Origin of the sequence: Actinoplanes sandaracinus (assembly GCF_030009775.1) — a bacterium.
Taxonomy (GTDB): Bacteria; Actinomycetota; Actinomycetes; order Mycobacteriales; family Micromonosporaceae; genus Actinoplanes; species Actinoplanes sandaracinus.
The window spans coordinates 1,823-24,529 of record NZ_JASCTH010000029.1 but is presented as its reverse complement, the minus strand read 5'-3'; the positions used below and the strand labels follow the sequence as shown (position 1 = coordinate 24,529).

Genomic DNA, 22,707 nt, shown 5'->3' with positions numbered 1-22,707 from the left:
GCATGCTCGGCTGTACGCCCGTGCAGGGCTGACCCGGAGCCGGTCGCGACTGGGGCTCGCCTTCGCCCGTGCGCGACCACCGACCGATGGAACCGCGCCTTGCGACGGCGAGGACGCTGCAGTCACCCGTCGCGGCGTGCGCAACGCCCGGCAGGCCGAGGCCGTGCCCGTAGGCGAACTGTGAGGTCTTTCCGTCGCCGGAGTTGGATGGAGTGACAGAAAAAAGAATTCGGAATGTCAAGATTTAACGTATCGGCAAATGCTGTGCGAGCCACGCCCCGTGAATCCAGGCGTTTGACCGCACAGGCTTATGCGACCACTTGGCCTGCGCCGACTGCCCGCACCATGTGACACGCACGAAGTCGGCCCACGAAGACGGGGGTGAAGGAGCATGGGCAATGGCATACGAGTCGCCTATCTCCGGCGTGATCGAGCACGTTATATGTCCTTCGTCACGCGGCACTCATCGAACGACAATCGGGACCGTCGATGCCGACCGCGTCCCGAGTCGACCCGGATTCCCGCGGGCCGCACCCCGCTCCGAATGTCCGGGCATTGCCCCTGAACTGCCCATCACCAACCCCTCGCTGCCGCCCCGCAGCGACCATCGCGATGCGACAGCAGCCGACGACCACGGCGCACCAGGCCCGCTCAATCGGCTCACAGAACCTTAACGAGCCGTTAGTTCTTCACATTGTGTCGATTTGCAGAGAGCGCTCTCACGTATCCTCCGTAGAATGCTGATTACGATGCTGCTCCTGACCGTACCCATTCTGTTGCTTCTATATTTCGGGTTCTTTGCCGTTTACAATTATTCCTACGCCTTCGGTGCGCTGTCCCGCCGGCGCCCGCCCACCGCGGCCGCCCGGTCCGACGCCGCGGTCGCGGTCGTCATCGTGTCGTTCAATGAGCGCGAAGTGATCGCCGACACCGTGGCGGCCTGTGAGCGTCTGTCGTACCAGAATAAGACGATCATCGTCGGTGACGACTCCAAAGACCCCGAGACGATCGCCCTGCTGCGCAGCCTCGCCGCCGAACGCGGCTGCGTACGGGTGGACGACGCCCGGTACGCCGACACCGACATCGAACTATGGGAGTCCGACAGGTTCGTCGTCTTCCACCGTGCGGACAACGACGGGTTCAAGGCCGGCAACCTGTCCACCCTGGAGCGATACCTGCGGCAGCGCGGCTTCTCCCACATGTACCTGCTCGACGCCGACTGGCGCCCGCAGGCCGACGCGATCGAGCGCTGCCTGGAGGTGATCGACGCCGATCCCGCCATCGGGTACGTGCAGACCAAACGCCTCTACCACTACGGGCGCACCGACCACTTCCAACGCTGCCTGGCCCTCAACGAAGAGGCCTGCTACCTGTCCGATCTGCCGGGCCGCCAGCGACTCGGTGACATGATCCTGTTCACCGGCTGCTGCGCCATGTTCGACCTGCGGGCGCTCCACGCCGTGGGCGGTTTCCAGGCCGGGCATCTCACCGAGGACATCGACCTGTCCAACCGGTTCTATCTGGCCGGCTACCGGGGCGTCTATCTGGAGAGCGTGGGGAACGTCGGGGAGGTCCCGCCGAATTACAAGGCCTTCCGCCGGCAGCAGGAACGGTGGGCGATCGGCTCGGCCCGCACCTTCAAGGAGTACTTCCGGCCCGTCCTGCGCTCCCGGCTGAGCCTGCGCACCAAGCTGAGCCTGCTGCGGCAGAACGCCTACTACACCGCCGCCCTCGGCATCGAGGTCTCCGCACTGTGGAGTCTCTTCGTCGTCGCCGTCACCCTCATCGGCGCCGAGGCGGGCTGGGCGACGCCCGCCCCCGGCGCCCTGGCGCGGATCGTCGGGTACGCGCTGGCCCCGGTCGCGCTGCTGACACTGTTCAGCGGCATCGCACCGCTCATCGTGACCACGGTCAAGAAACGGGAGTGGATCAATCTGGTCTACATTCCGGCCGCCTGCTGGATCGCCCTGTCGGTGGTACACACCTACGCCATCGCCAACATCAAAGGCTTCCGCAACACCGCCCAGACCTGGTTCGTCACCCCCAAGACCAACCGCCGCAAAGGCACCGTACGGGTCCGCGCCGCCCGGGGCATGCGCGCGCTCAACCTGGTGACCCTGCTCGCGCTGAGCGCCACCTACCTCGCCGTCTACCGCGACGCACCCGATCCGGCGGCACTCGCCATGGTCGCGGTGTACGCGCTGCTCTGGACCCCGTCCATGGTCATCGCCTCGCTCAAGAGCTGACGCCGAACCGATGTGCCCCAGCAACGGGTTCGATTTCCACGGCCGCGGTGGCCGCAGGACGGCGAGTATGCCCACCGCAGCGCCGCCCGTGAAGGCCCGGGCGGATTCCGTTGATAGTCCCTGTCCTGGCCTCGCCGCCCTCAGACGGCGCGGATCCGGTTGTTTCGGGCGTCGTGGGTCAGCTCCGCCAGACCGAGCTCCTCCAGCAGGGGAGGCAGATACATGCCGAACCGGCCACGGTAGCCCTTGCGCAGCCCGTACCAACCGCCGACCGGATTGTCCCCGGACCGGCCCCACGCTTCCACCGTGCCATCGGCGGCGGGTTTGTTCTCGTCAGCGGCGCCGAGCGGGACCCACTCCCCCTGTTCCCGCAGCCAGGCGTGAAGATCCTCAACGGCCCGCAGTTGGTACGTCAGCCTCGTGGCGCCGACCTGACAGACCAGCGCCGGCGGGTCGGCTTCCTCGTCGCGGTACATCGTGTACTGCGACGATCCAGGCGGTGTCCGCAGCACCCACGGGTCATCCTTCGAGCCCACCATGGCCGTACTGTAGGCCGACAGCGGCCGCGGCAGCACACCGATCAGCCGAAATGCGCCCGTTCAAGCTCGGCCGGCCGAGAACATCTGGTTCGGCCGGTCATGCAGGGTGGCCCACACCATTTTGCCGGTCCGCGTCGGTAACGCTCCCCAGGAGAAAGCGGCGGCGTCGACGACGCGCAGCCCCATACCGCGCTGATCCCAGGAGGGAGGTGGCGTTCGGTCCGGCCGCGGCCGGGCCGGAATCCGGGGATTGGCGTCGTAGACGGCCAGGTGCATCCCGTAGCTGTGTGAGGCGGCACCGAGCCGGGAGAGGCACACCTCGATCGGAGGGTCGGCGTGCTCGACCGCGTTGGCGACCAACTCCGAGACGACCAGCCGGGCCAGATGCGCCAAGCGGGGCAGATGCCAAGAACGGCACACGTCCGCGACAGCCTGCCGCGCGGCCGCGGCGGCGACCTCGCACCGTGGCGGCAGCGACAGCCGCAGCCGGTCCGCCGGCTCCCGGCGCCCGGTCAGAGCGGTATGGGCGTGGCACGTCGTGGCGAAGATCGGGACATGCTCGCGTGTTTCCCGCCGGTCGAGGCGGGCCGCCAGGGGCGCCGACGCCGGGAGGCAGGCCAGAACGGGTACCGGCGGTTGCATTCCGGCGCCCTGCGCGCGGGCGGTCAGCCACAACGGTGCGCTGAACGCACGACGGTCGCCGAGGTGGTGCAGATCGATCACCAGGCCGGTGGGGTGCGCTGCCAGGCACCTGCTCAGCGCCTGAAACGCCTGCCGCCACAATCGGCGGCCCCAGCAGCCTCGCACCGCCACGTCGACGGCCCCGGTGTCGAGGTCGGCGAACGCGTCGACCGACTCCGTCGCGGGATCCCCACACTCTCCGCAGGCACACCATGGACCGCTATCCATGCCCGTACCTACCCGGCTCGTCAGCGACGAAACGTGCCAGGCTCGCCCCACGCCTCCGGCGGCTGCGCCCGGCCCTGACATGACCGAGCAGGTCCGCCCGTACGAGCGATCAAGAGCTCTTGCCCTTGGTCTCCTTCTTCTTCGCCGTGCTCTCTGTCTTCGTCTTCCCCTTGCCCTTGCTCCCGTTCTTCGGCGTGGCGGGGGAACCGGTCGTCGCGGATCCCGCATTTCCCGCATTGGGCCGGACGACCGGCGCGGTGGCCGGCCGGACGACCTCGGGCGCGACCGCCGAGCGAGACGGCGTGACCGGCTCCGGCCCGCACCCGGCCGCGGTCAGCGCGGACGACGGAGACTGTGCGGTGTCGCCCTGGCCAGGTGCCGGTTCAACGGCGCAGGCGCCCTGCGCCGAGCCGGCGGCCGCCGGTGGCGGCACACGAGGATCGCCGCCCGTCCACACCGTGAGACCGGCGGCGGCCACCGCGGCGGCGACACCGGCCGCGGCGAGGGTTCTGCGGCCGCCGGGGACACGGACCGCGCGGGTCGAGGCCCGGGCAACGGCACGACCGCGCCACCGCCGGGGAACTGCGACCGTCTCGGTCGCGGCCGCCGCCGTCAGAAGGGTGGCCGGCGGGAGACCCGCGATGTCGCCGAGCACCTCGGCGATCTCCGCGGCGTCCGGCCGGTCATCCGGATTCTTCGCCAGGCAGCGCGGGACCAGGCGGGCCACCTCGGAAGGCAGCCCGGGCACCGCCGGCATCGGCGCCGGCTCGAGGTAGTAGTGGGCCTTGAGCATCTGGGTGGTGGTGGACGCCTGCCACGGCATCCGCCCGGCCAGACTCAGATAAAGCAGAAGTCCTACGGCGTACACATCGGTCTCCGGACGCACCGGGCCGCCGTCGATGCGCTCCGGCGCCAGGTAGGCCGGAGTGCCCAGCAGTTGACCGTCGGCTCCGTCCTGCTCGCCGGCCGCGGCGGAGATCCCGAAGTCGACCAGCTTCACTCCCGAGGAGGTGACCATCACGTTGCCCGGCTTGACGTCCCGATGCACGACACCCCGGGCATGCGCCGCGGCCAGGGCCGCCGCCACCTGGGCACAGATCAGCACCGCCAGGCGCCACGGGATCCGGTTGCCGCTGAGCAGTTCGGCCATCGTGCGACCGTCGACCAGTTCCATCACCACATACGGCAGAACCCGGCCGCGATACGACGTCTCACCGTAGTCGTAGACCTCGACGACCATGGAATGCCGCAGGCCCGCCGCGGCCCGCGCCTCGGCGAGAATCTGACGCAGCACCGCCGGATCGGCGGCCAGCCGCTCGGACAGAACCTTGACGGCCACCTCACGGCCCAGCACGTCGTCATCGGCACGCCACACCACGGACATGCCTCCATGACCGAGCCGCTCGCGAAGCCGATACCGCCCACCGATCAGAAAACCGCTCTCCATGAGGCCTGCCGATGCCCATGAACCGCATACCCAAACTTCTGCGGCGGTCGGAGACCCGGGCATCGAACGCTGAGAACGCGCCGCTATTGTCCGACGACATGGTTTCTCGTCGATCATTGCTGCGCGGCGCCACCGGTCTCGCCGCTACCGCCCCGCTCGCCCTGGCGGGCACCCGGCCGGCGGCCGCCGCCGGCGCCACCGTGCCGGAGACGCTGTCCGCCGCGCGGGGCGCCGTTCCATCCGGAGTGGCGGTCACTCCCCGGATCCCCCTCACGCACCTGTCCGTGGCCGGCGCCGGGTCGGTGCGGCTGCGCACCGCGAGCGGCTGGCAGCCGTGGCGGGCACTGTCCGGCTGCCCGGGCGGCGCCGACAGGCCCGAGCCGAGCCCGCATACGCTGGTCCCGGCTGCCGGCGCGCTGGACTACGAGGTGAGCAGCGACGCCGTCTCCATCGTCGAGATCAACACGGTGGACGGCCCGGCGCGTACCGTGGCCGCTCCGGAGACCCGGTTGCCGGTGGCGGCTCCACCGGAGCTCTGCCCGCGGTACCTGAGCCGAGCGGCGTGGGGCGCCGACGAGTCCTACCGGTACAACCCGGACGGCACCCTGGACACCCCACCGGCGTACTACCCGGTGCAGACGTTCACCGTGCACCACAGCGGCGAGGACGTGCCGGAGACCGACCCGATCGCGCACATCCGCGGCATCTACTACAAGCAGGCGGTCACCCAGGACTGGGGCGACATCGGTTACCAGCTGCTCATCGACGCCCACGGGCGGGTCTACGAGGGCACCTACTCGGACCCGGACCGGATCCCGATCTTCGGTCCGGCCCGGAACGCGGACGGACTCCCGATGATGGTCAACGGCAGCCATGTGGGTGGCTTCAACGCCGGCAACATCGGTGTCTGCCTGCTCGGCAATTTCATGCAGGCTCCGCCCACCGTGGCCGCACTGCGCTCGTTGAAGCTGGTCCTGACCCTGCTCGCCGCCACCACCAGGATCGATCCAATGGGCCGGACCGACTATGTCAACCCGGTGTCCGGCGTGAAGGCGACCATCGACACCATCGCCGGCCACCAGGACTGGAACCGGGCCAACCCGGCCGCCGACGCCACCCTCTGCCCGGGTGATCAGTTGTACGCCCTGCTGCCGGCCATCCGTCGCGACGTCGGCACCCTGGTCCGCCGCCTGCCGTCGATCTCCGTGCCGGCCGGGCGGTAAGCAGTGCCCGCGGCCCCGGCCGCCGGCGACGCTCCGGCGCCCGCATTCGCGGGCGCCGGAGTCTCATCGACAGGCTTCTCTTGACAGAAATCCCGGGGGAATGACCATGATGGGACTCCACCGATCCCCGGGGAGCTCCCATGATCCAGCCTCGTGCGCGGCTCGGCTTCCGGTGTCTCGCGACGGCCGTCACCGCCGCCCTGGCCCTGTCCGTCGGCCCGCTCACCGCCACGGTCGCGGCCACGGCCATGTCGTCGGCGGCCGTCGTGTCCGGCCCGGTCATCGACGAGAACTTCGCCGACCCGGACATCATGAAGGTCGGTGGCACCTACTACGCCTACGCCACCAACAGCGACGGCCGGAACATCAAGTGGGCCACCTCCACCGACCTGGTCGACTGGACGGTGCGCGAGAGCGACGCGCTGCCGGCACTGGGCGCATGGGCGGACCCGGACTGGTCGTTCCCGCCTGGCGGGCCCGGTGACCACGGTGTCTGGGCGCCGGAGGTGTTCGCCGCCGGGCCACGAAGCTTCGTCATGTGGTACACGGCCCACGACCGCGCCTCCGGCAAGCAGTGCATCGGCGCCGCCACCGCCAACGCGCCGGGCGGACCGTTCGTTCCGCGGGACACCGCCCTGGTGTGCACCCCGGAGACCGGTGGCGCGATCGACGCGTCCTCGTTCACCGAGAACGGGCGCCGGTACATCCTGTGGAAGAACGACGGCAACTGCTGCGCGCAGGACACCTGGCTGCACCTTCAGCAGGTCAGCGCCGACGGGCTGCGCCGGACCGGCGCCGAGACCGCGCTCATCAAACAGAACAAGCCTTTCGAGGGCACGCTCGTCGAGGCGCCGACGTTGTGGAAGCACGGCAACACGTACGTGCTCTTCTACTCCGCCAACTTCTTCGGCAACGGCAGCTACGTGAGCAGCTACGCCACCTCGACGCGCCTGCGCGGGCCGTACACCAAGGCGCCGGCGCCGCTGATGACCACCGACGCGTTCGCCGGCACCGTGCGTGGCCCCGGCGGGCAGGACGTCGTGGTCGGGCCGGACGGTGCGGACCGGATCGTCTTCCACGGCTGGAACGCCGACTTCACCTACCGGGCGATGTATTCGCAACGGCTCGATTGGCGCGGCAGCCGGCCCATCGTCGAGGGCGCCAAGGTCCGCTATGAGGCCGAGGACGCCGACTTCACCCGCGCCAACGCACGGTACGCGGCCGGCGGCGCCAGCAACGGCACGGTCGTCGGTGGCATCGACTTCGACGACAGCCGGGTCACCTTCACCGTATTCGTGCCCCGGGCCGGCACCTACCGCCTCTACACCCGCTACGCCAACGGCTCCGACGCCGGAGCGGCCGGCCACACCCTGGCCGTCAACGGCGCCACCGCCGGAACCGTGGACTACCCCGTCACCGGCTGGGACAACTGGCAGGTCACCGAGCGCACCGTGACCCTCAGAGCCGGAGACAACACCATCTCGTACGGCAAGGGAGCCAACTTCGCCGAGATCGACGCCATCGACATCGCCTGACCCGGCCGGGGCGTCTGGCCGTGGCGAGGTGGTCAGCCGCGGGATCGCGGCAGGCAGCACTTCTTGTACTTGAACCCGGAACCGCACCAGCAGGCCGCGTTCCGCTCCGGTGGCCACGAGATCCGTGCGGCGCCGGTGGACAGCGTGAGCGCGTACCCGGCCCGGTTCTCCGCCGACACCGGATCGCCACCGGCTCCAGCCTGCGCGATCAGGCCGCCGGCTGAGCCCGGCAGCAGCGCCAGGTCGGTGCGGCCGGCGCCTGCCCGCCGCACCAGCTCGTTCTCCAGCCGCGCCCGGTGTTCGTCCCACGTCGAGCCGTACGCGTCGGTCTGTGTCACCAGCCGGTCGAACTCCGGCCGCTGCCAGAACACCAGGTCCTCCGCCGGCGCGGCCGCGGACCGGGCGCCGGCGTTGGTGAGTCTGGTCTCCAGCCGCTCGGCGAGATTGTCGTGCGTGTCGTGCGGCAGGCCGAGCGCGTGCCGCAGCCGGTGCCGCTGCTGCAGCAGGAAGAACAGCACCCCGGCGTCGTCGGCGTCGTCGGTGTCGGCCGGTTCCACGGCGCCGCGATCGGCCAGCACCTGCTGCACCGCCTCGGTCAGCCACTTCTCGGCGTCGCGGGCGCGATCGCCGGCTGCCAGGGCCGCGGTGACGTAGGCCGCCGCGTCCGGGTACCGGGTGAGCAGCGGGCGCAGCGGCTCGACCGAGGCGTTCGCCTCGTCACCGCGACCGGCTCGGAACAGGATCCGCGCCCGCAACGCCCGCGCCGCAGCGGCCGGGCTGTCGTCGCGTTCGCCGTACGCGTCGAGAGCCCCATCCACATATCGCAGCGCGGCGTCGAGTTTGGTGCGGCTCTCGGCGATCTCCGCGGCGAGCACCAGCGCGAGGCCCGCGTCTCGCGGGTCGGCGAGACGCCCGGACCCGGCGGCATTCGCCAGATCGGCGGCGACACCGAGCGGGTCGGCCGCGCCGAGTGCGGACCGCCGGATCTCGTTGAGGTCAGCGCTGGTCAGATCTGCTGTCAAGGACACGCCGCCACGCTACTGCGAGCCGGCTCGGGCCGCTGTTGATCGGGATCACGCAACTCCCCCGTCACTACCTTCTGCCTGCCGCCGTGGCGTCGGCGTCGGCGGCTGGGCCCCGCTCGCGGGCTCGGCGGCGCCGGACAGGCTCACTCCCCGCAGTTGCAGCAGAACGGCCAGGCCGGCACCGACCACAAGGGAGATGTCCGCGACGTTGCCGACGAAGAAGCCGAAGTAGTCGATGAAGTCGACGACATGGCCTCGTGCCGGCCCAGGCTCACGGAACATGCGGTCGAGCAGATGTGTGGCCGCTCCGCCGAGGATCAAGCCCAACGACACCATCCAGGCGCGCGACCTGGCTCGCGCAGCGACGATGCTGATCGTGACCACCGCGGCGGCGGTGATGAGGGTGAGAACCCAGGTGAACCGCTCGGCGAACGAGAACGCGGCGCCGGCGTTGTAGGTGAGACGTAGCTGGATCAGCTCACCGACGACCGCGACGGACGCCCGCCCGGCGAGCGCCGACACAGCCCAGAGCTTGGTCAACTGGTCGACGACGACCACAGCCCCGGCCAACGCCATTACCAGCCAGAACCCCGCATGGGCAGAACGCCTCTCACGACCATTCACCGCCGCAGTCTAGGGGGCGGGTCGGCGATCAGACATCGCGGTGCTTGCCGTTGTTTCGGCTGGGACTACGGGCTCACCGGCCGCGGGGCCACGGTCAGACCCGGAACTGGCCGACCAGTGACTGCAACTCGGTGGCGAGGTTCGCCAGCTCTCGGGCTGCCTGGCCGGTGGCGTTGCTGCCGGCATTCGTGTCCTGGACCGATTGGGCGACCGCGCCGATCGTTTCCGCGATCGCCGATGAGCCGTTGGCCGCCTCGGCGACGTTGCGGCTCATCTCCTGGGTGGTCGCGGTCTGTTCCTCCACCGCGCTGGCGATCGTGGTCTGCAGCTCGTTGATCCGTTCCACGACCTGGGTGATCTCCTGGATCGCCGCGACGGCGACCGCGGTGTCGGCTTGGATGGTCTCGACCCGGGCGGCGATGTCTTCCGTGGCCCGGCCGGTGTCCTGCGCCAGCTGTTTCACCTCGCCCGCCACGACCGCGAAGCCCTTGCCCAGTTCCCCGGCGCGGGCCGCCTCGATGGTGGCGTTGAGGGCGAGCAGGTTGGTCTGCTCAGCGATCGAGGTGATCAGCTTTACCACCGCGCCGATCTCCGTCGAGGATTCGCCGAGTTTGGAGACGCCGGCCGTGGTGGCCTCAGCCGCTTCGGCGGCGCGGCGGCTCACCTGTGCGGCTTCGGTGGTGCCGTTGGAGATTTCGTTGATCGCTGCGTTCATCTCGTCGGCGCCGGCCGCGATGGTGTTGATGTTGTCGGAGACCTTGTCGGCCGCGTCGGAGACCCGCTGCGCGCGGCCGGCGCTGCTTTCGGCGGTGCCCCGTAGTTGCTCACTGATCGTGGTGAGGGTGACCGCGGCGCCGGTCAGCCGCTCGGCCCGGTCGCCGATCTGGCGCACCACGGTGGCGATCTTGTCGGTGAACGTGTTGAAGGCCGCGCCCAACTGGCCGATCTCGTCCTTGCGGCCCTCCTCCACGCGCTGCGTCAGGTCGCTTTCGCCCGCGGCGATCTCGACCAGCCGGTTACGCAGTCGCTGGATCGGCCGAGTCAGACTCGTGCCCAGCAACCACACCACCGCACCCCCGCCCAGAAATGCCAGCCCCGCGGCGATCAGCAGATTTCTGCGCATGTCGTCGGCGGTCGCGGTGATCGTGTCCTCCGGTACGGCGACCAGCAAAGCCCATGAGTCGCCGGTGGCCAGCGGCACGGCCGTCAGAACCGAGGTGGCAGTGTCCCCCAGGTGCGAGTCGCCGCCCGCCCAGCGCACCGGCCGCTCACCGGCGACGGCGGTGGCCACCCTGTCCCCCGCGTCGGGTAGCGGCTTGCCGAGCAAGTCCTCCTGGGGGTGGGCGACGACCGCTGCTCCCGCCGTCACCAGGGCCTGATACCCGGTGCCGTACGGCTTCTCCACGGTGACGGCAGCGCGCAGGTCCGCCAGCGCCAAATCTACCGTCACCACCCCATGGAATCGGCCGTCGACCATGATCGGGGCGGTGGCGGTGGTCATCAGCACGTCTTCGCCGGCGACCTGATAGACGTACGGATCGACGACCATGCTCTTGCCGGTCTCGCGCGGTTTGAGATACCAGTCGCCGGCACCGGGCTTGTCGTAGTCGACCAGCGGATCGCTCTTCAGCTCGTCGCCGTCCCGGTACCAGTAGGGGATGAACCGGCCTGTGGCGTCGCTGGGCGCGACGTTGCGGAAGTGGCGATCACGTCCGTCGAAGGCGTTGGGCTCCCAGCCGGTCGCCATGCCGAAGAACTCGGGATGCCCGCGGAGGGTCGCCTCGACCAGCGCGCTGATCGCCGCACGGTCGGTTATGCCGGACTTCTTCAGTTGCGCCATCGAACGGGCCAGCTCCTGCGCCGCGTGCACGGCCACGTCGATCTGGCCGCTCACCACGCCGGCCTGCCGCAACGCCAGCTGTTCGGTGTAGTCACCGGCCTGCCGTAACGCCATGTCACGGGTCATCACCGAGGCGATCGCCATCAGAGCGCCGAAGGCGACCAGCACAATCGCCAGCACGCTCGCCACCAACCGAGTACGGATGCTGTGCAAGACGTCCATCGGGACGATACCGGCCACCGGACCCCCGGCTCATCTAGAGATAACCGACGACAGATTCTCAGCCAACCAATCTTTGAATCTTAGGGTCGGCCCCGGCAGCTCGGACTCAGATTGGCGGTTTCGCCTGGGTTCCCGGGATTGTGAAGCCGGAGTCTTCACCGTCGCCAGATGACGAGGCTCCTGATCTCCGGCCGCGACGGGAGCAAGGTGGGATCCTGCGCCCGTCTGCGTCACTCACAGTGAATGGCATGTGTTGAGGCCTCGCGCGGAACCTTGGGTCACCCGCTTTGCAGGCGGGGCGCTCCCCCCGGGAACGCCACGAGGCCACCGGCCGGATCGACGGTGTTGCGGCCCGGTGCGGTGCGTGCCCTCGGCTGGATTCGAACCGGCGACCTTCAGGTTCATTCCGCTGAGCTACAAAGGCATGGCGCCCGTCCCTGATGCTCAGGGACGGGCGTGCCGGACGGTGAACGCCTCGACGGCGTCCAGGTCGGCCGGCTGTAGCCCCCGCGACGATGACGGGGCGATCAGAAGTGCTTGCCCGTGGGCGGTCAGCTCCGCGAAGACGGGGCCGTCGGTGGGCACGGCTTCGTCGTCGGTCCAGATCAGCGGCCGGCCGGCGGCGAGGACTTGCCGAGCGGCGTCGAGCTTGAGTGGGTGAGCGTGCGTGCCCTTGGGCACCGGGTCGCAGGTGAGCGCCCGGGCCAGGGGTGGAAGTCGCCAGAGCCGCTCGAGCAGGTGCGCTTCGGGGCACCAGGTGGTGCACCAGCGCAGCTCCACGGCGGAGCTGGCGTGCAGCCGGCGGAGCCGGTGGATCAGGGTCGGCGCCCACCGCAGCCGGTACTCACAGCGGTCCTGCGCGGAGTAGACCATCGAGCGCCGCGGTGCGGCGTGCCAGCCGGGGCGGTTGGCGTTGATGACGCCGTCGACATCGAGCAGCCACACCGGCGGCCCAGGATGATCGGTGTTCATGCTGTGCCTCCTTCCCGGGCTCGTCGCAGCAGCTAGTCGTGGTCGTAGACGGTCACCGGGATGTTCCTGGCGCACAGGGCGTCGGCGATCAGCGGTTCGATGCGTTCCCAGCGTCCGCCGGCGAGCCCGCACCCGATGCGGGGCATGTGCACCGAGGCCCCGAGTTCCGTCGCCCGATCGGCGAGGGTGGTCAGGCAGCGCTGCACGGCGTCGTAGCGGATCGGTGGTCCGCTGCTGCCGCGCTTGATGCCCCGTTGGCCGATCATGTTCGCGACCCACGTGTCGGGCAGCACCTGCACGAGCCGGACAGCGCCGAGCCCGAAGTCGTTGCCGGCGCGGCCGCGGTGCCAGGCCCGATAGTCGCGCTCGGGCTTGGGCCAGCGGCGCGAAACCGCGAGAACGAAGCCCTTACCCCAGCCGCCGATGTCGTTGCACACGTGGGCGATGACCTTCACACCCTTGGACTGCGGGCTGGTGGCATCGCCTCTGATGATCGTCAAGGGCGTCATGGCGGGCAGTATGCCCGGCGGGTACGACATCATGGCGCCGGGCGGCGAGCGGAGTGCGGGCGGAGGGATTCGAACCCCCTCAGCCATAGCGCCTGGTTTACAGCCAGGCCCGATTCTCCAACTTCGGTGCGCCCGCGGGAGGGTGACTGGCCGGACTCGAACCGTGCCGCCTCCAGGTCCACAGCCTGGCGCTCTGACCTGATGAGCTACAGCCACCATGCGCGCCGGCCTGCCGGCAAGGCAGGTCTCACCTACAGGTGAGCTGCGGCGCGAGCGGAGGAGGTGGGATTCGAACCCACGACACCCCGAGGGTGTACGCCGTTTCCAGCGGCGTTTCCGTGGCCAGCCGGCTCCTCCAGATATTTGCTCCGGCGGATGGATTCGAACCATCACCGAACGGCTTAACAGGCCGCTGCCCTGCCTATTGGGCGACGCCGGATCGACATGCGTTACGTACCCTGGGTGGGATTCGAACCCACGTCCCCATAGTCGACGGTGAGGTAACGCGCTTCCCTGCCGGGGGCTGAGGTTCCCTACCCGTAGTCTTCGACACCACAGGCCCGGTCCCGGTGCATCCGCAACTCTGCCGCCGTGCCACCGCTAACGTTTTTCGGCCGCTCTATCCACTGAGCTACCAGGGCATTGCGCAGCGCGGACGGGACTCGAACCCGCAACTTCCCGGGTGAAAGCCGGGTGACTCTACCTATTCGTCCACCGCGCCAAGGTACTGCTGCTTGCGTGTTCCGTCCTGGACTCGAACCAGGGGCCCCCGTCTTGTCGAGGCGGTGCTCTACCAGCTGAGCTAACGGAACGGGAGCGGGGGCCGGATTCGAACCGGCGACCTCGGGCTTATGAGGCCCGCGAGCACTCCGAACTGCTCTACCCCGCAGTACGCCGTGCAGGACTCGAACCTGCGGCCCTCCGCTTAAAAGGCGGCAGCTCTACCCACTGAGCTAACGGCGCGTGCTGTCTCCCGGGAAGGACTCGAACCCGCGACCCGCGCGTTACGACCGCGCTGCTCTGATCCGTTGAGCTACCAGGGGAAGACGTGCGCCGTCACAGATTCGAACTGTGGACCCGAGGCTTAAGAGGCCCCTGCTCTGACCAGGCTGAGCTAACGGCGCGAAGCGGAGGAGGACGGGGTCGAACCGCCACGGGCATGAGCCCCAACCGTTTTCGAGACGGCGGCCGGCGCCTACTGTCGGCTGGCTCCTCCACGAAACTACTGCGGTATTTCGGTTACATGGTCCGGGGTGCGGACTGCGGGTGGCGGTGTCCACCTTGTCGAGCCATCGACAGGCGGTTGCTCTACCACTGAGCTACGTCGACATGTGGACCCGGTCGGATTCGAACCGACAAACCTTCGCTGTGCAAAAGCGCTGCTCTACCAGTTGGAGCTACAGGCCCAAGAACGTGCTGCGTACCCGGAACAGGATTCGAACCTGCACTGTCCGCGTCTTGAGCGCGGCGCCTCCTGCCGGTTGGGCTACCCGGGCATGGTCTGGGTCCGGCGGGACTCGAACCCGCATCACCACTCGCCGCCGGATGACGAGCCGGCGCGTACGTCGCCGGCACGCGAGGGACACAGACCACCGCGGCTACGTCCTCTCCCGTGTCGAGTCACGGACCCACCGAGCCAGCGGCCGGGCTCGAACCGGCTGCCTCCGCTGTACGAAAGCGGCGCACCACCCGTCGTGCTGCGCTGGCGAAGAGCCGACGGCCGGACTCGAACCGGCTGCCTGCCGCTTACAAGGCGGCTGCTCTACCTGTTGAGCTTCGTCGGCATGGACGTGTCCTCGACGCGATTCGAACGCGCACGGGACGGTCCCTCAGACCGTTGCCTCTCCCCGTTGGGCTACGAGGGCCGACGCTGGGAGCCCAGGATTCGAACCTGGACGAGCTGCTTCAGAGGCGACCATGTTGCCGGGTTACATCAGCGCCCATCGTCCGGGCCAGCCGGACGACCTTCGGCATCGGGTAGACACCGATGAGCCGGTCCGGTTCGGCGTCGTGGATCTCGGCGACCCGGCGGCACAACATCCGGACCGTGTGTTTGAGGGTGACCCGGCGCGGCGGGCCGAGGTCAGCGTTCAAGACGAGGACCGCGGTCACCGGGTCCACCTCCTTCCTCTCTCTTCGTCGTCGGTGTTGCTGGACATGAGCGGCTACGGGGAGTCGAACCCCGGTCTCCGCCATGGCAAGGCGGCGCACTGACCGTTGTGCTACAGCCGCGAGACGCACCGCGTGGTGCGCTCGGAAGAGCCTTCGGCGGGGCTCGAACCCGCGTTGCCCGCCTGTACCAGCGCGGGACCCGACCCGTCGAGCGAAGGCAGGACACGTGCCGCGAGCGGGAGTCGAACCCGCACTGAGCCGAACTTGAACCGGCTACCTCTGCCGTTGGGTTACCGCGGCATACGGGCGCTGGGGGTGCGGGACTCGAACCCACACGACCGAGGTCAAAGCTCGGCGGCCTGCCGTTAGCCGAACCCCCAAGAAGGTGCCGGGAAGAGGGGCGGTGGCCTTCCGCTCGACGCCGGCGGCTCCCAGGCCGCACGGTGGCCACCGTGCCAGCCGGTTGACTGCGGCGTCCGCCGCCTCTTCCCTGCACCAGAGCGGCCGGCGGGCATCGAACCCGCTTCTCCGGTGTGGAAGACCGGCGTGTCCGCCGAGTTCACCACGACCGCATGCTGGTGTTGCGTCGCCCGTCCGGGGGTTGAACCCGGTCTTCCGGATCGAGAGTCCGGTGGTCTACCTACCTCAGCCTCACGGGCGTTCTCCCGGCCGGAGGGGCTGTGCCTCGGCCGGGTGGTGCCTTCCCCCGAGTCGAACGGAGACCCCACGGGCTTCAACCGTGTGCGCTGCCGCTTACGCCAGGAAGGCAAGAGTCAAGCCCCCCCACACAACCAGGGGCGGCGCCTGCTGCGTGGACCTGGACGGATTCGAACCGCCGCCTCCGGTATGCCGCACCGGTGCGCTACCTGCTGCGCCACAAGCCCATCTGCGTCCGGACCACCCGAGTCGAACGGGGTGTCTCCGACTCGGAGAAGTAGGCGGGTTGCCGTCTCCTCGGTCCGGATCATCCCGGCGCGGCACCACGACATCGGTGCCGCGCCGGGTCATCACCAGCAGACCCACCGAAATGGGTTGCTGAATACATGCCATCCACTGTTGAGTTAACAGAAAACAATTCCACTGAACGCATTCAGGGCACGCACGGGCGGCAGGATTCGAACCTGCAACCTTCGGTTTTGGAGACCGGTGCTCTATACCGTTGAGCTACACCCGTAATAAATGTCCGGGAACGAAAAACCGCCCATTCCTCGGCTACTGAGGTGGGCGGCGTAGACACAGACACTGCTGCGCTACCCGCTCCACCGCTCCAGGTCACGGCTGGATTCATGACCTCGCAGGTGCAATCTCGCCGTCACGGCGGGCATGGCGAACCCATACCACGACGCCCGGGATTGGGCGATCGCGCAGCTCGGCTTCCCTGACATGACGGTTCAACTCCCCTCGAAACTATTGGCGCGGTGTCGCCATCCACGATGCCCGATCACAGTTCATTCGTCAACGCTTTTCTGAGCGGTATTTCTCGTCCCCCTCGGCGGCGCTGGGATCAGTCTGCCTGACGACCCCCAATGCGCACTAGCTATTTACATCCCAGGGCTAGGATCGCGACATCACTGAATCCGGCCGCTTAGCCGCGTTCCGTGGCACAGACCGGGACGGCCGGGTCCGGGCGACCGTGTTGAGCGTCCTGCGCGACTACGCCTTCAACCGTCCCGGTCAGCGGGCAGCTGCTCGTCGCGGGCCGTGACGACCCCGGCCCTGGTGACCGGGTGGAGGCGCTGGCCGGGCTGACCCGGGGCGGCGACACCGTCGCCTGCCGCGACTGCGGCGACTCGCGGCCGAGGTCGGCGAGGACGGCCCGCTCTCCATGGCGGCCCACGCCGCCGAGGCCTGGCCGCGCCAGCCGCCGCCAGCATGATCACCCAGCTGGCCGCTGAGCCCGGCTGAACTGCTAGATGTCGCCGGATACGCGAGCAGACGATCGTCATGGACAGCAAACCGCCCGACATGTTCGAGGCCCTGACTCAGACCGCTGACGCCATCGCCGAAACGGCCGAGCCGGCGCGAAGGTCCACAAGCGCGCTGTCGGCACCCTGCCGCAAGCGGCGGAGCATGCTCGACCACGATCGGCGCCTCGCCGAGGCCGAACGGTTCCCAGCACACGCTTTCCGCAACCGCCAGATTCCACCGGCTGAAGTCCGTGAAGCTATTCGTGAGGCCGGCCCTCAACGCAGCCGAGCGCGGTCACGTCGAGTGCACCGCCCGGGTCAACGCCGTGCTGGACCAGCTCCAGTCCGGTGCTGGGCGGGTCAGCGTCGCCGCGATCGCCGCGGCAGCAGGCGTCTCGCGGACATTTCTGTATGAAGCGGCCCAGCACGAGCTGCTGGCCCGATTGCGCGACATCGCCGCGAGACGCGGTCCCAGCCAGCGGATACCGGCGCCGGCCGCGCAGCAGATCACCACCGCCTCTCACGAGCAGGTGGTGCGGGCACTAAGTGCCCGCAACCAACGCCTCGATAAGGAGAACAAGTGGCCACGCGACGAGCTGGCCGTCGCGTTAGGTCAGCTGCGCGAGCTGCGACGTCGCACGGCTGGGACACCGGCCCCTGAGGTGGCTCCTCCTACACCGTGACCATCGTCTACGGCGGTTGCTCGTCGTAGCTGCAGGGCTCTCGTCGCCAAGAGCCCTGCACCGTCGACCACCCGCAGACGCCCAGCCGGCGTTCCTCGCAGCACAGCAAACCGGCGGAGTCATCGCGGCCAAACACCCCGGATCATCGCTGCGGATTCTCTGATCCGGTCAGGAGGCGGTCGCCCAGATCGGAGCGGCGGTAGAGGACCGAACGGCCGTGGCGGGCGCTGACCAGGAGGCCGCCTGCGCGCAGAGCGCGTAGGTGCTGGTTCACCGCGGTGGTGGTGACGCCGAGGCGGGTCGCGAGTTCGGTGGAGGACGCGGGGGTGTCCATGCGGGCGAGCAGGCCGGCCCGGTGGGCGCCGAGCAGGGCGGCCAGGGCTCCCGGGGCGGGTAGGGGCTCGGGCTGCCACAGGGTGCCGGAACCCCGGGCCAGGTAGATGATCATCGGGGGCTTATCGGGGGAGATGGGGGCCGCCACCGCAGGGGTCCACATGGTCGGGACCAGGGTGAGGCCGCCCAGGGTCGGGCGGGTGTAGTGGACGTTGGAGTGCAGGCGTACCTCCACGGTGTCGCCTGTCATGGTGACCCGGTCGGACAGGCCGGCGAACATCGTGGCCAGGCCGTGCTGGGCGATCTCGCGCCCGCGGTGCGTGACGTCGCCCTCCAGCAGGGCGCGCATCCGGGGCCAGTGGGCGGCGAAGCACCGGTCCCAGTAGCCGGCCAGGGCGGTGACCACGCGGGAGAGCGCGCCCGGCTCGCGAAGTGGCGGTGGGATGCGCTCGTCGGAGCGGTAGATCAGGCGCAGGTCCCGGTGGACCACGTCGAGCGGGGTGGCCGCGATCGTGGTGAGTTCGTCCTCGATGCGGGTCAGCGGTGAGCGTGGCGGCGGGCTCAGGAAGTCGGGGGTCCACGTTCGCTCGTCGATGAGGGCCAGCAGCATCTCGGTGTCGAGAGCGTCGCGGGCTTGCTGCATGCGGCGAATCCACGGCAGGTGGATCGGGTAGCGGCCGGGATCGCGCCAGCTACGCAGCGACAGAATCAGCTCGTTGAGAGGCGAGACGGCGAACCGGACGCTCGCCAGGTCGGGGCCGACGAGCTTGTATCGCACCGACATGAAGCATAACGCTACATCAATCGTGTCCTGCGGCCGCGGCGGGTGAACTGTGCCCGTGCCTGTGAAACAAGTCCTGACCTGGGCCACCGTGGCCACCTCGACAGCCAAGGGAGTGATGTTCAGCGTCAGCGCGCTGTTCTTCACCACGGTGGCCGGGATCAGCCCAGCGACCGTCGGGCTGGGCCTCACCATCGCCGGGGCCGGGGCAGTGGTGACGGCGTTCGCATCCGGGCGGCTCTGCGATCGATTCGGGCCGCGGCGGGTGTTGATCGTCGCGGCCACGGCGCAGGGCGGGGCACTCGCGGCGTACTGCCTGACCCGCGACGCTGGCACGTTCGTGCTGGTCGCCTGCGTGGCGGTGGGCGCCGAGAGTGTGCAGCGGACCGCTCACGTCGCGCTGCTGGCTCGAGCGTTCACCGGCCCGGACCGGGTCGGGGTGCGGGCCTGGCTGCGGGTCGTGGACAACGTGTCCATTGCGGCCGGATCCGGCCTTGCCGCCGTGGCGCTGGCGGTGGGCAGCCGGTCCGCTTATCTGGCGGCGGTGCTGGCGGCGGCCGTACTCACTCTGGTCGCTCTTGTGCCTTTGCGGGCTCTGCCCACTCTCGTAGGGGGCGGCGGTGACCGGCCGGCACGGGGCGGCCGGTCACCGCTGAAAGACCGCCGGTATCTCACCGCGACCGCGCTGCACGCCGTGGTGAGTGTGCAGTCCCTGCTGCTCACCGTCGGGATGCCGCTGTGGGTGACCGGCCACACCGCCGCGCCGGACGTCACTGTCGCGTTGCTGTTGTTGCTGAACACCGGCCTGGTCTCGCTCCTCCAGGTCTGGTCAACCCGGTTAGTCGGCAACGTGCCGTCGGCCGGGCGGGCGGTCTTTCACGGTACGGTCCTGCTGCTGGCGGCTTGTCTCTGCTACGCGGCCGCCGGATACCCGAGCGATGCCGGGTTCGCCGTCGCGTTGCTGGTGGCGGCGGTCGTGGCGCACAGCCTCGGCGAGATCCTCTCCGAGACCGGCGGCTGGGAACTGGCCTTCGAATGGGCCGATCCGGCCAACTCCGGCGCCTACCAGGGCGTCAGCCAGGCCGGTGAGGCCATGGGCCAGGCTGCGGCCCCGCTCGTCATCACGTCGACAGCCATCGGACTCGGCCTACCCGGGTGGCTACTACTCGGCGGCGTGTTCCTCGCCGCCGGCGCCGGCACCCGGGCACTGAGCGCTCGGCGGCGGATGCCGCAACTCGCGCATAGCCCGGAGGAGACGGTCAGCTCGCGCCGATGGTGAGGACGGTCTTGCGGCAAAAGCGGATACTGTGCGAGCGCACCCTATGCCGTGGTTGGCTGTAGCGCTCCGTCACGTACCACCCGGGTGGGTAGTGACACTTCGGCGTGGGCGTTGCTGCTCGAAGGCCTCGTATCACCGCGTAGCGGCACCACCGCTCAGGGCAGGGCAGAGGTTCAGGAACCCCGGCGGGACGAGGGCTTGGCCAGCACGTGTACGTAAACCTCCGCCGTCCCGACCTCCGACACTCCACTGGGCTCTCAGACCGGCGGCGCGCTACCCGCCACGGCTAGGTTCATCCTGGTCACCGGCCAGGCGTAACAGCGGACCGCCCGGCGGCAGGCAGAGCACCGAGTCGCGCCACAGGTTAAATCACAAGGTAAGTGCCTGTCTCTCTACTTCAAGTTAGAGCCGGTTCTACGCTCGCGAAATGAGCGGTGCGAAGCGCGGTGCCCGGGGCTGGCTGTTGCTGGTCCCGCAGCCGTCCGGCGCGGCTCGGAGTCCGGCAGAGAGGCCGCCGCGCCCCTGCACGCGAACAGCGACAAGGTCTCAGCGGGGCCAGCACCGGGTTCCGGCCCTCCTGAAACTCGCGCCAAAGCCGTCGCCTCGTGTCAGCCATGAACTTCTATTCCTCAAGGTTTGACCTCCACGCTAACGTGGGACGGTCACTCGATATCGGCCCCTCGGATCGCTGTGGCCGGTTAGTGTCGCCTCGAATACTGCACTGCGAGGCCTCGGGGGATGAAATCATGAGCCTGCTGGATGTATCACCGTCTCGGCGGCACCGAATTCTATGGTCGGCGATCACAGCCGTGACCGCATTCTCTGTCGGGTTCGGCGAGCCGGCTTCGGCGGTAAATTCCGGCGCTTCAGCGGAGGTTGAAGTGTATTGCCGCTCTTGCGAGGTACAGGGCGCCGGACCGATGACCGATACAGGAACTGTCGGGGTTATGCTGGAAGATCCAAGTGGAAAGGTCGAGCGCGGCTGGTATGACAGCAAGAACGGTTCGGATCAGGTTCTCGCAGTTGCGCTGGCAGCTATGACCTTCCGCAAGCCGGTCGACGTTCTTCTGAGCGGCGACAGAGCACGGAGCCAGATCATTCGAATTGTTCTCATGAAGCCAAACCCATGAGAGGGCGAGCACTGGCCGGGGTCACGCTGGCGGCGATGATGACGGCCGGTCCTTTTCCTGCAGCAGCAGCACCCGCCGGCCAGAGTTCTTGCTGCGAAAACCTTAAGATGCTGATGATTCAGTGGAATGCGGTCGTTCAGGGAAAGGCCACAGCTACGGACGGTGACATCTCAGCGGTCGCCGCCGAGATCACTCCGGAGTTTCGTGAAGCGATTCTACGGTGCGACCACAGCGCTTGGCGCGACACCGGCAGCGGACTGGTCGCCGACATCCAGAACTGCCGGAAATCTGCGGAGCCGTTCGCAGCGCGCTTGATGGGCGAAACCCTGGATGAAAAAATCGGGTTGATCGATTGTGTGCGGTTTCCCGAGGCAGCCGGCGACATTCGGTGCGTTTGGTAGAGCGAATGAAAAGGAAAATGCCATGCCTTTGCGCCCTGTACTGACTAATTCTCTGGCCGCCTGTGTCGCGGTAACCGTCATTCTACAAGGGGCTCCGGCTCGGGCGGACGACCCGATCGCTCAGATCACCAGCGACAGAATTGCCCGATATCTCACAGGGCGGGCGTTCGACAGACACGAGGACGACGTCAGTCGCAAAACGATCAAGGATCCTTTCAACACTGTCAAAGTGGAGATCTGCCGGGGCCATGAGCGGTGGGTGGACGGCGCCATCGACGCCGCGACAGTCAAAGGGAAGATGGAAGGCTTCGCGTACCAGGGCACAATCGAACTCAACTACCACGCCAAATATCACATGAAAAACTTCACCGGGGCGTTCTGCGAGCACGTGGACGAGAGGAAGTCTCCCACCGGCCGGATCCGAGTCGGAATCCGTCTGGGTATCGGAACAGCGGCGATCACGGAGTACACCGTCCTGTCGTCCGACCCGTCGACCGCTCACGACTCCACTCGGATGAGCGTTAAAGCGATCGAAGACCAAGTGAGCGCGATGAGCGGCAACCTTTGACCGGTGCGTTCCGACGCCGGCACCGGGCCACAGTCGTCCGGAAATGAGCCAGCCTCATCGAGATCCTTAAGCTGATCTTGCAATTGATCAGGTGGTCAGCTTAAAAATGCGGTCCCCACGGCCTCGCGCGTTCGGACTGCGTGCGATGGAGGTGATCAGCTGGCGGAGGCCCCGATGGACGTCGCCAGTGGTCATGCGTCTCTGCGGAGTACGGCCCATACCTCCAGTGAAAGCCAGCTTTCACGCCGATGACACCCCCGTCGTCCGGCGTTTGAGTGACTCCCAAGGCCAGCAGCTGCCGGGGCGTCGCCTTCCGGCCGGCTTTCGGCCCGAAGGACGGCCGTCTCGGCCCCAATAGCCGTTCGGTTCGGCGGCACCCGGACGCCCAACCCCCCGCGCTGTCCGTGGAGGTTCGGGGTGGG

At 68.5% G+C, this 22,707-nt stretch carries 17 protein-coding genes, 24 tRNA genes and 1 pseudogene; 8 read left to right on the top strand and 34 right to left on the bottom strand.

Translation table 11 applies throughout. The annotated features are described in order from the left end of the window. Window positions 1-737 precede the first annotated feature (737 nt). Window positions 738-2,246: a glycosyltransferase family 2 protein gene (locus tag QLQ12_RS35840; protein ID WP_282765228.1), complete on the top strand. Its 1,509-nt coding sequence runs from the start codon at window positions 738-740 to the stop codon at window positions 2,244-2,246. A gap of 140 nt (window positions 2,247-2,386) precedes the next feature. On the opposite strand, the gene QLQ12_RS35835 is transcribed toward QLQ12_RS35840, so the two are convergent. The 3 genes from QLQ12_RS35835 to QLQ12_RS35825 form a co-directional block, all read right to left on the bottom strand. After that, on the bottom strand, window positions 2,387-2,785 hold the full coding sequence (locus QLQ12_RS35835) for a DUF6855 family protein (RefSeq protein WP_282765227.1): 399 nt from the start codon (window positions 2,783-2,785) through the stop codon (window positions 2,387-2,389). A 60-nt stretch (window positions 2,786-2,845) separates the two neighbouring features. After that, window positions 2,846-3,694 (bottom strand): ATP-binding protein, encoded by an 849-nt coding sequence (locus QLQ12_RS35830; protein WP_282765226.1) that lies wholly within the window; start codon window positions 3,692-3,694, stop codon window positions 2,846-2,848. 109 nt (window positions 3,695-3,803) lie between these two features. Further along, the gene (locus tag QLQ12_RS35825; protein WP_282765225.1) at window positions 3,804-5,141 is read right to left on the bottom strand and encodes a serine/threonine-protein kinase; all 1,338 of its coding nucleotides are present in this window, start codon (window positions 5,139-5,141) and stop codon (window positions 3,804-3,806) included. Window positions 5,142-5,239: 98 nt separating this feature from the next. Here QLQ12_RS35825 and QLQ12_RS35820 point away from each other — a divergent pair, with 98 nt between their 5' ends. Continuing rightward, window positions 5,240-6,364, top strand: coding sequence for a peptidoglycan recognition protein family protein (locus tag QLQ12_RS35820; RefSeq protein WP_282765224.1), 1,125 nt, complete (start codon window positions 5,240-5,242; stop codon window positions 6,362-6,364). A 140-nt stretch (window positions 6,365-6,504) separates the two neighbouring features. After that, on the top strand, window positions 6,505-7,899 hold the full coding sequence (locus tag QLQ12_RS35815; RefSeq protein ID WP_282765223.1) for a family 43 glycosylhydrolase: 1,395 nt from the start codon (window positions 6,505-6,507) through the stop codon (window positions 7,897-7,899). Between the two features lie 32 nt (window positions 7,900-7,931). Here QLQ12_RS35815 and QLQ12_RS35810 read toward each other — a convergent pair whose 3' ends face one another. The 30 genes and pseudogenes from QLQ12_RS35810 to QLQ12_RS35665 all read right to left on the bottom strand — a co-directional run bounded on the left by QLQ12_RS35810 (window position 7,932) and on the right by QLQ12_RS35665 (window position 16,377). Beyond that, window positions 7,932-8,927, bottom strand: a complete 996-nt coding sequence (locus QLQ12_RS35810) for an SEC-C domain-containing protein (protein ID WP_282765222.1) — start codon at window positions 8,925-8,927, stop codon at window positions 7,932-7,934. A 45-nt stretch (window positions 8,928-8,972) separates the two neighbouring features. Beyond that, window positions 8,973-9,548: a signal peptidase II gene (locus QLQ12_RS35805; protein WP_282765221.1), complete on the bottom strand. Its 576-nt coding sequence runs from the start codon at window positions 9,546-9,548 to the stop codon at window positions 8,973-8,975. A gap of 94 nt (window positions 9,549-9,642) precedes the next feature. Continuing rightward, entirely contained in the window at window positions 9,643-11,610 is a 1,968-nt protein-coding gene (locus QLQ12_RS35800; RefSeq protein ID WP_282765220.1) for a methyl-accepting chemotaxis protein, read from the bottom strand. A gap of 444 nt (window positions 11,611-12,054) precedes the next feature. Next, window positions 12,055-12,582: an HAD domain-containing protein gene (locus tag QLQ12_RS35795; RefSeq protein WP_282765219.1), complete on the bottom strand. Its 528-nt coding sequence runs from the start codon at window positions 12,580-12,582 to the stop codon at window positions 12,055-12,057. Window positions 12,583-12,614: 32 nt separating this feature from the next. Further along, window positions 12,615-13,091, bottom strand: a complete 477-nt coding sequence (locus QLQ12_RS35790) for a macro domain-containing protein (RefSeq protein ID WP_282765218.1) — start codon at window positions 13,089-13,091, stop codon at window positions 12,615-12,617. A 54-nt stretch (window positions 13,092-13,145) separates the two neighbouring features. After that, window positions 13,146-13,227, bottom strand: a tRNA-Tyr gene (locus QLQ12_RS35785). A 5-nt stretch (window positions 13,228-13,232) separates the two neighbouring features. Beyond that, window positions 13,233-13,307: transfer RNA gene (locus QLQ12_RS35780), tRNA-His, on the bottom strand. 58 nt (window positions 13,308-13,365) lie between these two features. Then, window positions 13,366-13,448, bottom strand: a tRNA-OTHER gene (locus tag QLQ12_RS35775). Between the two features lie 9 nt (window positions 13,449-13,457). After that, window positions 13,458-13,530, bottom strand: a tRNA-Asn gene (locus QLQ12_RS35770). A gap of 208 nt (window positions 13,531-13,738) precedes the next feature. Further along, window positions 13,739-13,812 (bottom strand) — tRNA-Glu (locus tag QLQ12_RS35765). A gap of 18 nt (window positions 13,813-13,830) precedes the next feature. Beyond that, window positions 13,831-13,903 (bottom strand) — tRNA-Val (locus tag QLQ12_RS35760). 2 nt (window positions 13,904-13,905) lie between these two features. After that, window positions 13,906-13,980: transfer RNA gene (locus tag QLQ12_RS35755), tRNA-Met, on the bottom strand. Between the two features lies 1 nt (window position 13,981). After that, a tRNA-Lys gene (locus QLQ12_RS35750) sits at window positions 13,982-14,054 on the bottom strand. A gap of 6 nt (window positions 14,055-14,060) precedes the next feature. Then, window positions 14,061-14,134, bottom strand: a tRNA-Thr gene (locus QLQ12_RS35745). A gap of 6 nt (window positions 14,135-14,140) precedes the next feature. Continuing rightward, window positions 14,141-14,215, bottom strand: a tRNA-Lys gene (locus tag QLQ12_RS35740). 4 nt (window positions 14,216-14,219) lie between these two features. Further along, a tRNA-Ser gene (locus tag QLQ12_RS35735) sits at window positions 14,220-14,307 on the bottom strand. A 116-nt stretch (window positions 14,308-14,423) separates the two neighbouring features. Next, window positions 14,424-14,498 (bottom strand) — tRNA-Ala (locus QLQ12_RS35730). Window positions 14,499-14,512: 14 nt separating this feature from the next. Further along, window positions 14,513-14,587 (bottom strand) — tRNA-Leu (locus QLQ12_RS35725). A gap of 138 nt (window positions 14,588-14,725) precedes the next feature. Further along, window positions 14,726-14,798, bottom strand: a tRNA-Thr gene (locus QLQ12_RS35720). A 4-nt stretch (window positions 14,799-14,802) separates the two neighbouring features. Beyond that, window positions 14,803-14,875: transfer RNA gene (locus tag QLQ12_RS35715), tRNA-Thr, on the bottom strand. A 7-nt stretch (window positions 14,876-14,882) separates the two neighbouring features. Continuing rightward, window positions 14,883-14,956, bottom strand: a tRNA-Leu gene (locus tag QLQ12_RS35710). A gap of 5 nt (window positions 14,957-14,961) precedes the next feature. Continuing rightward, window positions 14,962-15,034 (bottom strand) — tRNA-Gln (locus tag QLQ12_RS35705). Window positions 15,035-15,038: 4 nt separating this feature from the next. Next, window positions 15,039-15,203, bottom strand: a pseudogene (locus QLQ12_RS35700) (HNH endonuclease); the annotation flags it as partial. Between the two features lie 48 nt (window positions 15,204-15,251). Then, window positions 15,252-15,323 (bottom strand) — tRNA-Gly (locus tag QLQ12_RS35695). Between the two features lie 107 nt (window positions 15,324-15,430). After that, window positions 15,431-15,503: transfer RNA gene (locus QLQ12_RS35690), tRNA-Leu, on the bottom strand. Window positions 15,504-15,512: 9 nt separating this feature from the next. Continuing rightward, window positions 15,513-15,583, bottom strand: a tRNA-Gln gene (locus QLQ12_RS35685). Between the two features lie 119 nt (window positions 15,584-15,702). Next, a tRNA-Gly gene (locus QLQ12_RS35680) sits at window positions 15,703-15,775 on the bottom strand. 14 nt (window positions 15,776-15,789) lie between these two features. After that, window positions 15,790-15,863: transfer RNA gene (locus QLQ12_RS35675), tRNA-Glu, on the bottom strand. Window positions 15,864-16,015: 152 nt separating this feature from the next. Then, window positions 16,016-16,087: transfer RNA gene (locus tag QLQ12_RS35670), tRNA-Ala, on the bottom strand. Window positions 16,088-16,303: 216 nt separating this feature from the next. Further along, a tRNA-Trp gene (locus QLQ12_RS35665) sits at window positions 16,304-16,377 on the bottom strand. A 984-nt stretch (window positions 16,378-17,361) separates the two neighbouring features. Between QLQ12_RS35665 and QLQ12_RS35660 the strand changes: the two genes are divergently transcribed. Next, on the top strand, window positions 17,362-17,793 hold the full coding sequence (locus QLQ12_RS35660) for a hypothetical protein (RefSeq protein WP_282765217.1): 432 nt from the start codon (window positions 17,362-17,364) through the stop codon (window positions 17,791-17,793). 142 nt (window positions 17,794-17,935) lie between these two features. Here the strand turns inward: QLQ12_RS35660 and QLQ12_RS35655 are convergent, their stop codons facing one another. Then, window positions 17,936-18,910, bottom strand: a complete 975-nt coding sequence (locus tag QLQ12_RS35655; RefSeq protein WP_282765216.1) for an ArsR/SmtB family transcription factor — start codon at window positions 18,908-18,910, stop codon at window positions 17,936-17,938. Between the two features lie 55 nt (window positions 18,911-18,965). On the opposite strand from QLQ12_RS35655, the gene QLQ12_RS35650 reads away from it, so the two are divergent. The 4 genes from QLQ12_RS35650 (at window position 18,966) to QLQ12_RS35635 (ending at window position 22,285) form a co-directional block, all read left to right on the top strand. Further along, window positions 18,966-20,186 carry an MFS transporter gene (locus QLQ12_RS35650; RefSeq protein ID WP_282765215.1) on the top strand — a complete coding sequence of 407 codons (1,221 nt, stop codon included), beginning with the start codon at window positions 18,966-18,968 and terminating at the stop codon, window positions 20,184-20,186. A gap of 746 nt (window positions 20,187-20,932) precedes the next feature. Next, the gene (locus QLQ12_RS35645; protein ID WP_282765214.1) at window positions 20,933-21,316 is read left to right on the top strand and encodes a hypothetical protein; all 384 of its coding nucleotides are present in this window, start codon (window positions 20,933-20,935) and stop codon (window positions 21,314-21,316) included. Further along, window positions 21,313-21,717 (top strand): hypothetical protein, encoded by a 405-nt coding sequence (locus tag QLQ12_RS35640; RefSeq protein WP_282765213.1) that lies wholly within the window; start codon window positions 21,313-21,315, stop codon window positions 21,715-21,717. Before QLQ12_RS35645 ends, QLQ12_RS35640 begins: the two co-directional genes overlap by 4 nt. A gap of 22 nt (window positions 21,718-21,739) precedes the next feature. Beyond that, entirely contained in the window at window positions 21,740-22,285 is a 546-nt protein-coding gene (locus QLQ12_RS35635; protein WP_282765212.1) for a hypothetical protein, read from the top strand. The last annotated feature ends 422 nt before the right edge of the window (window positions 22,286-22,707 follow it).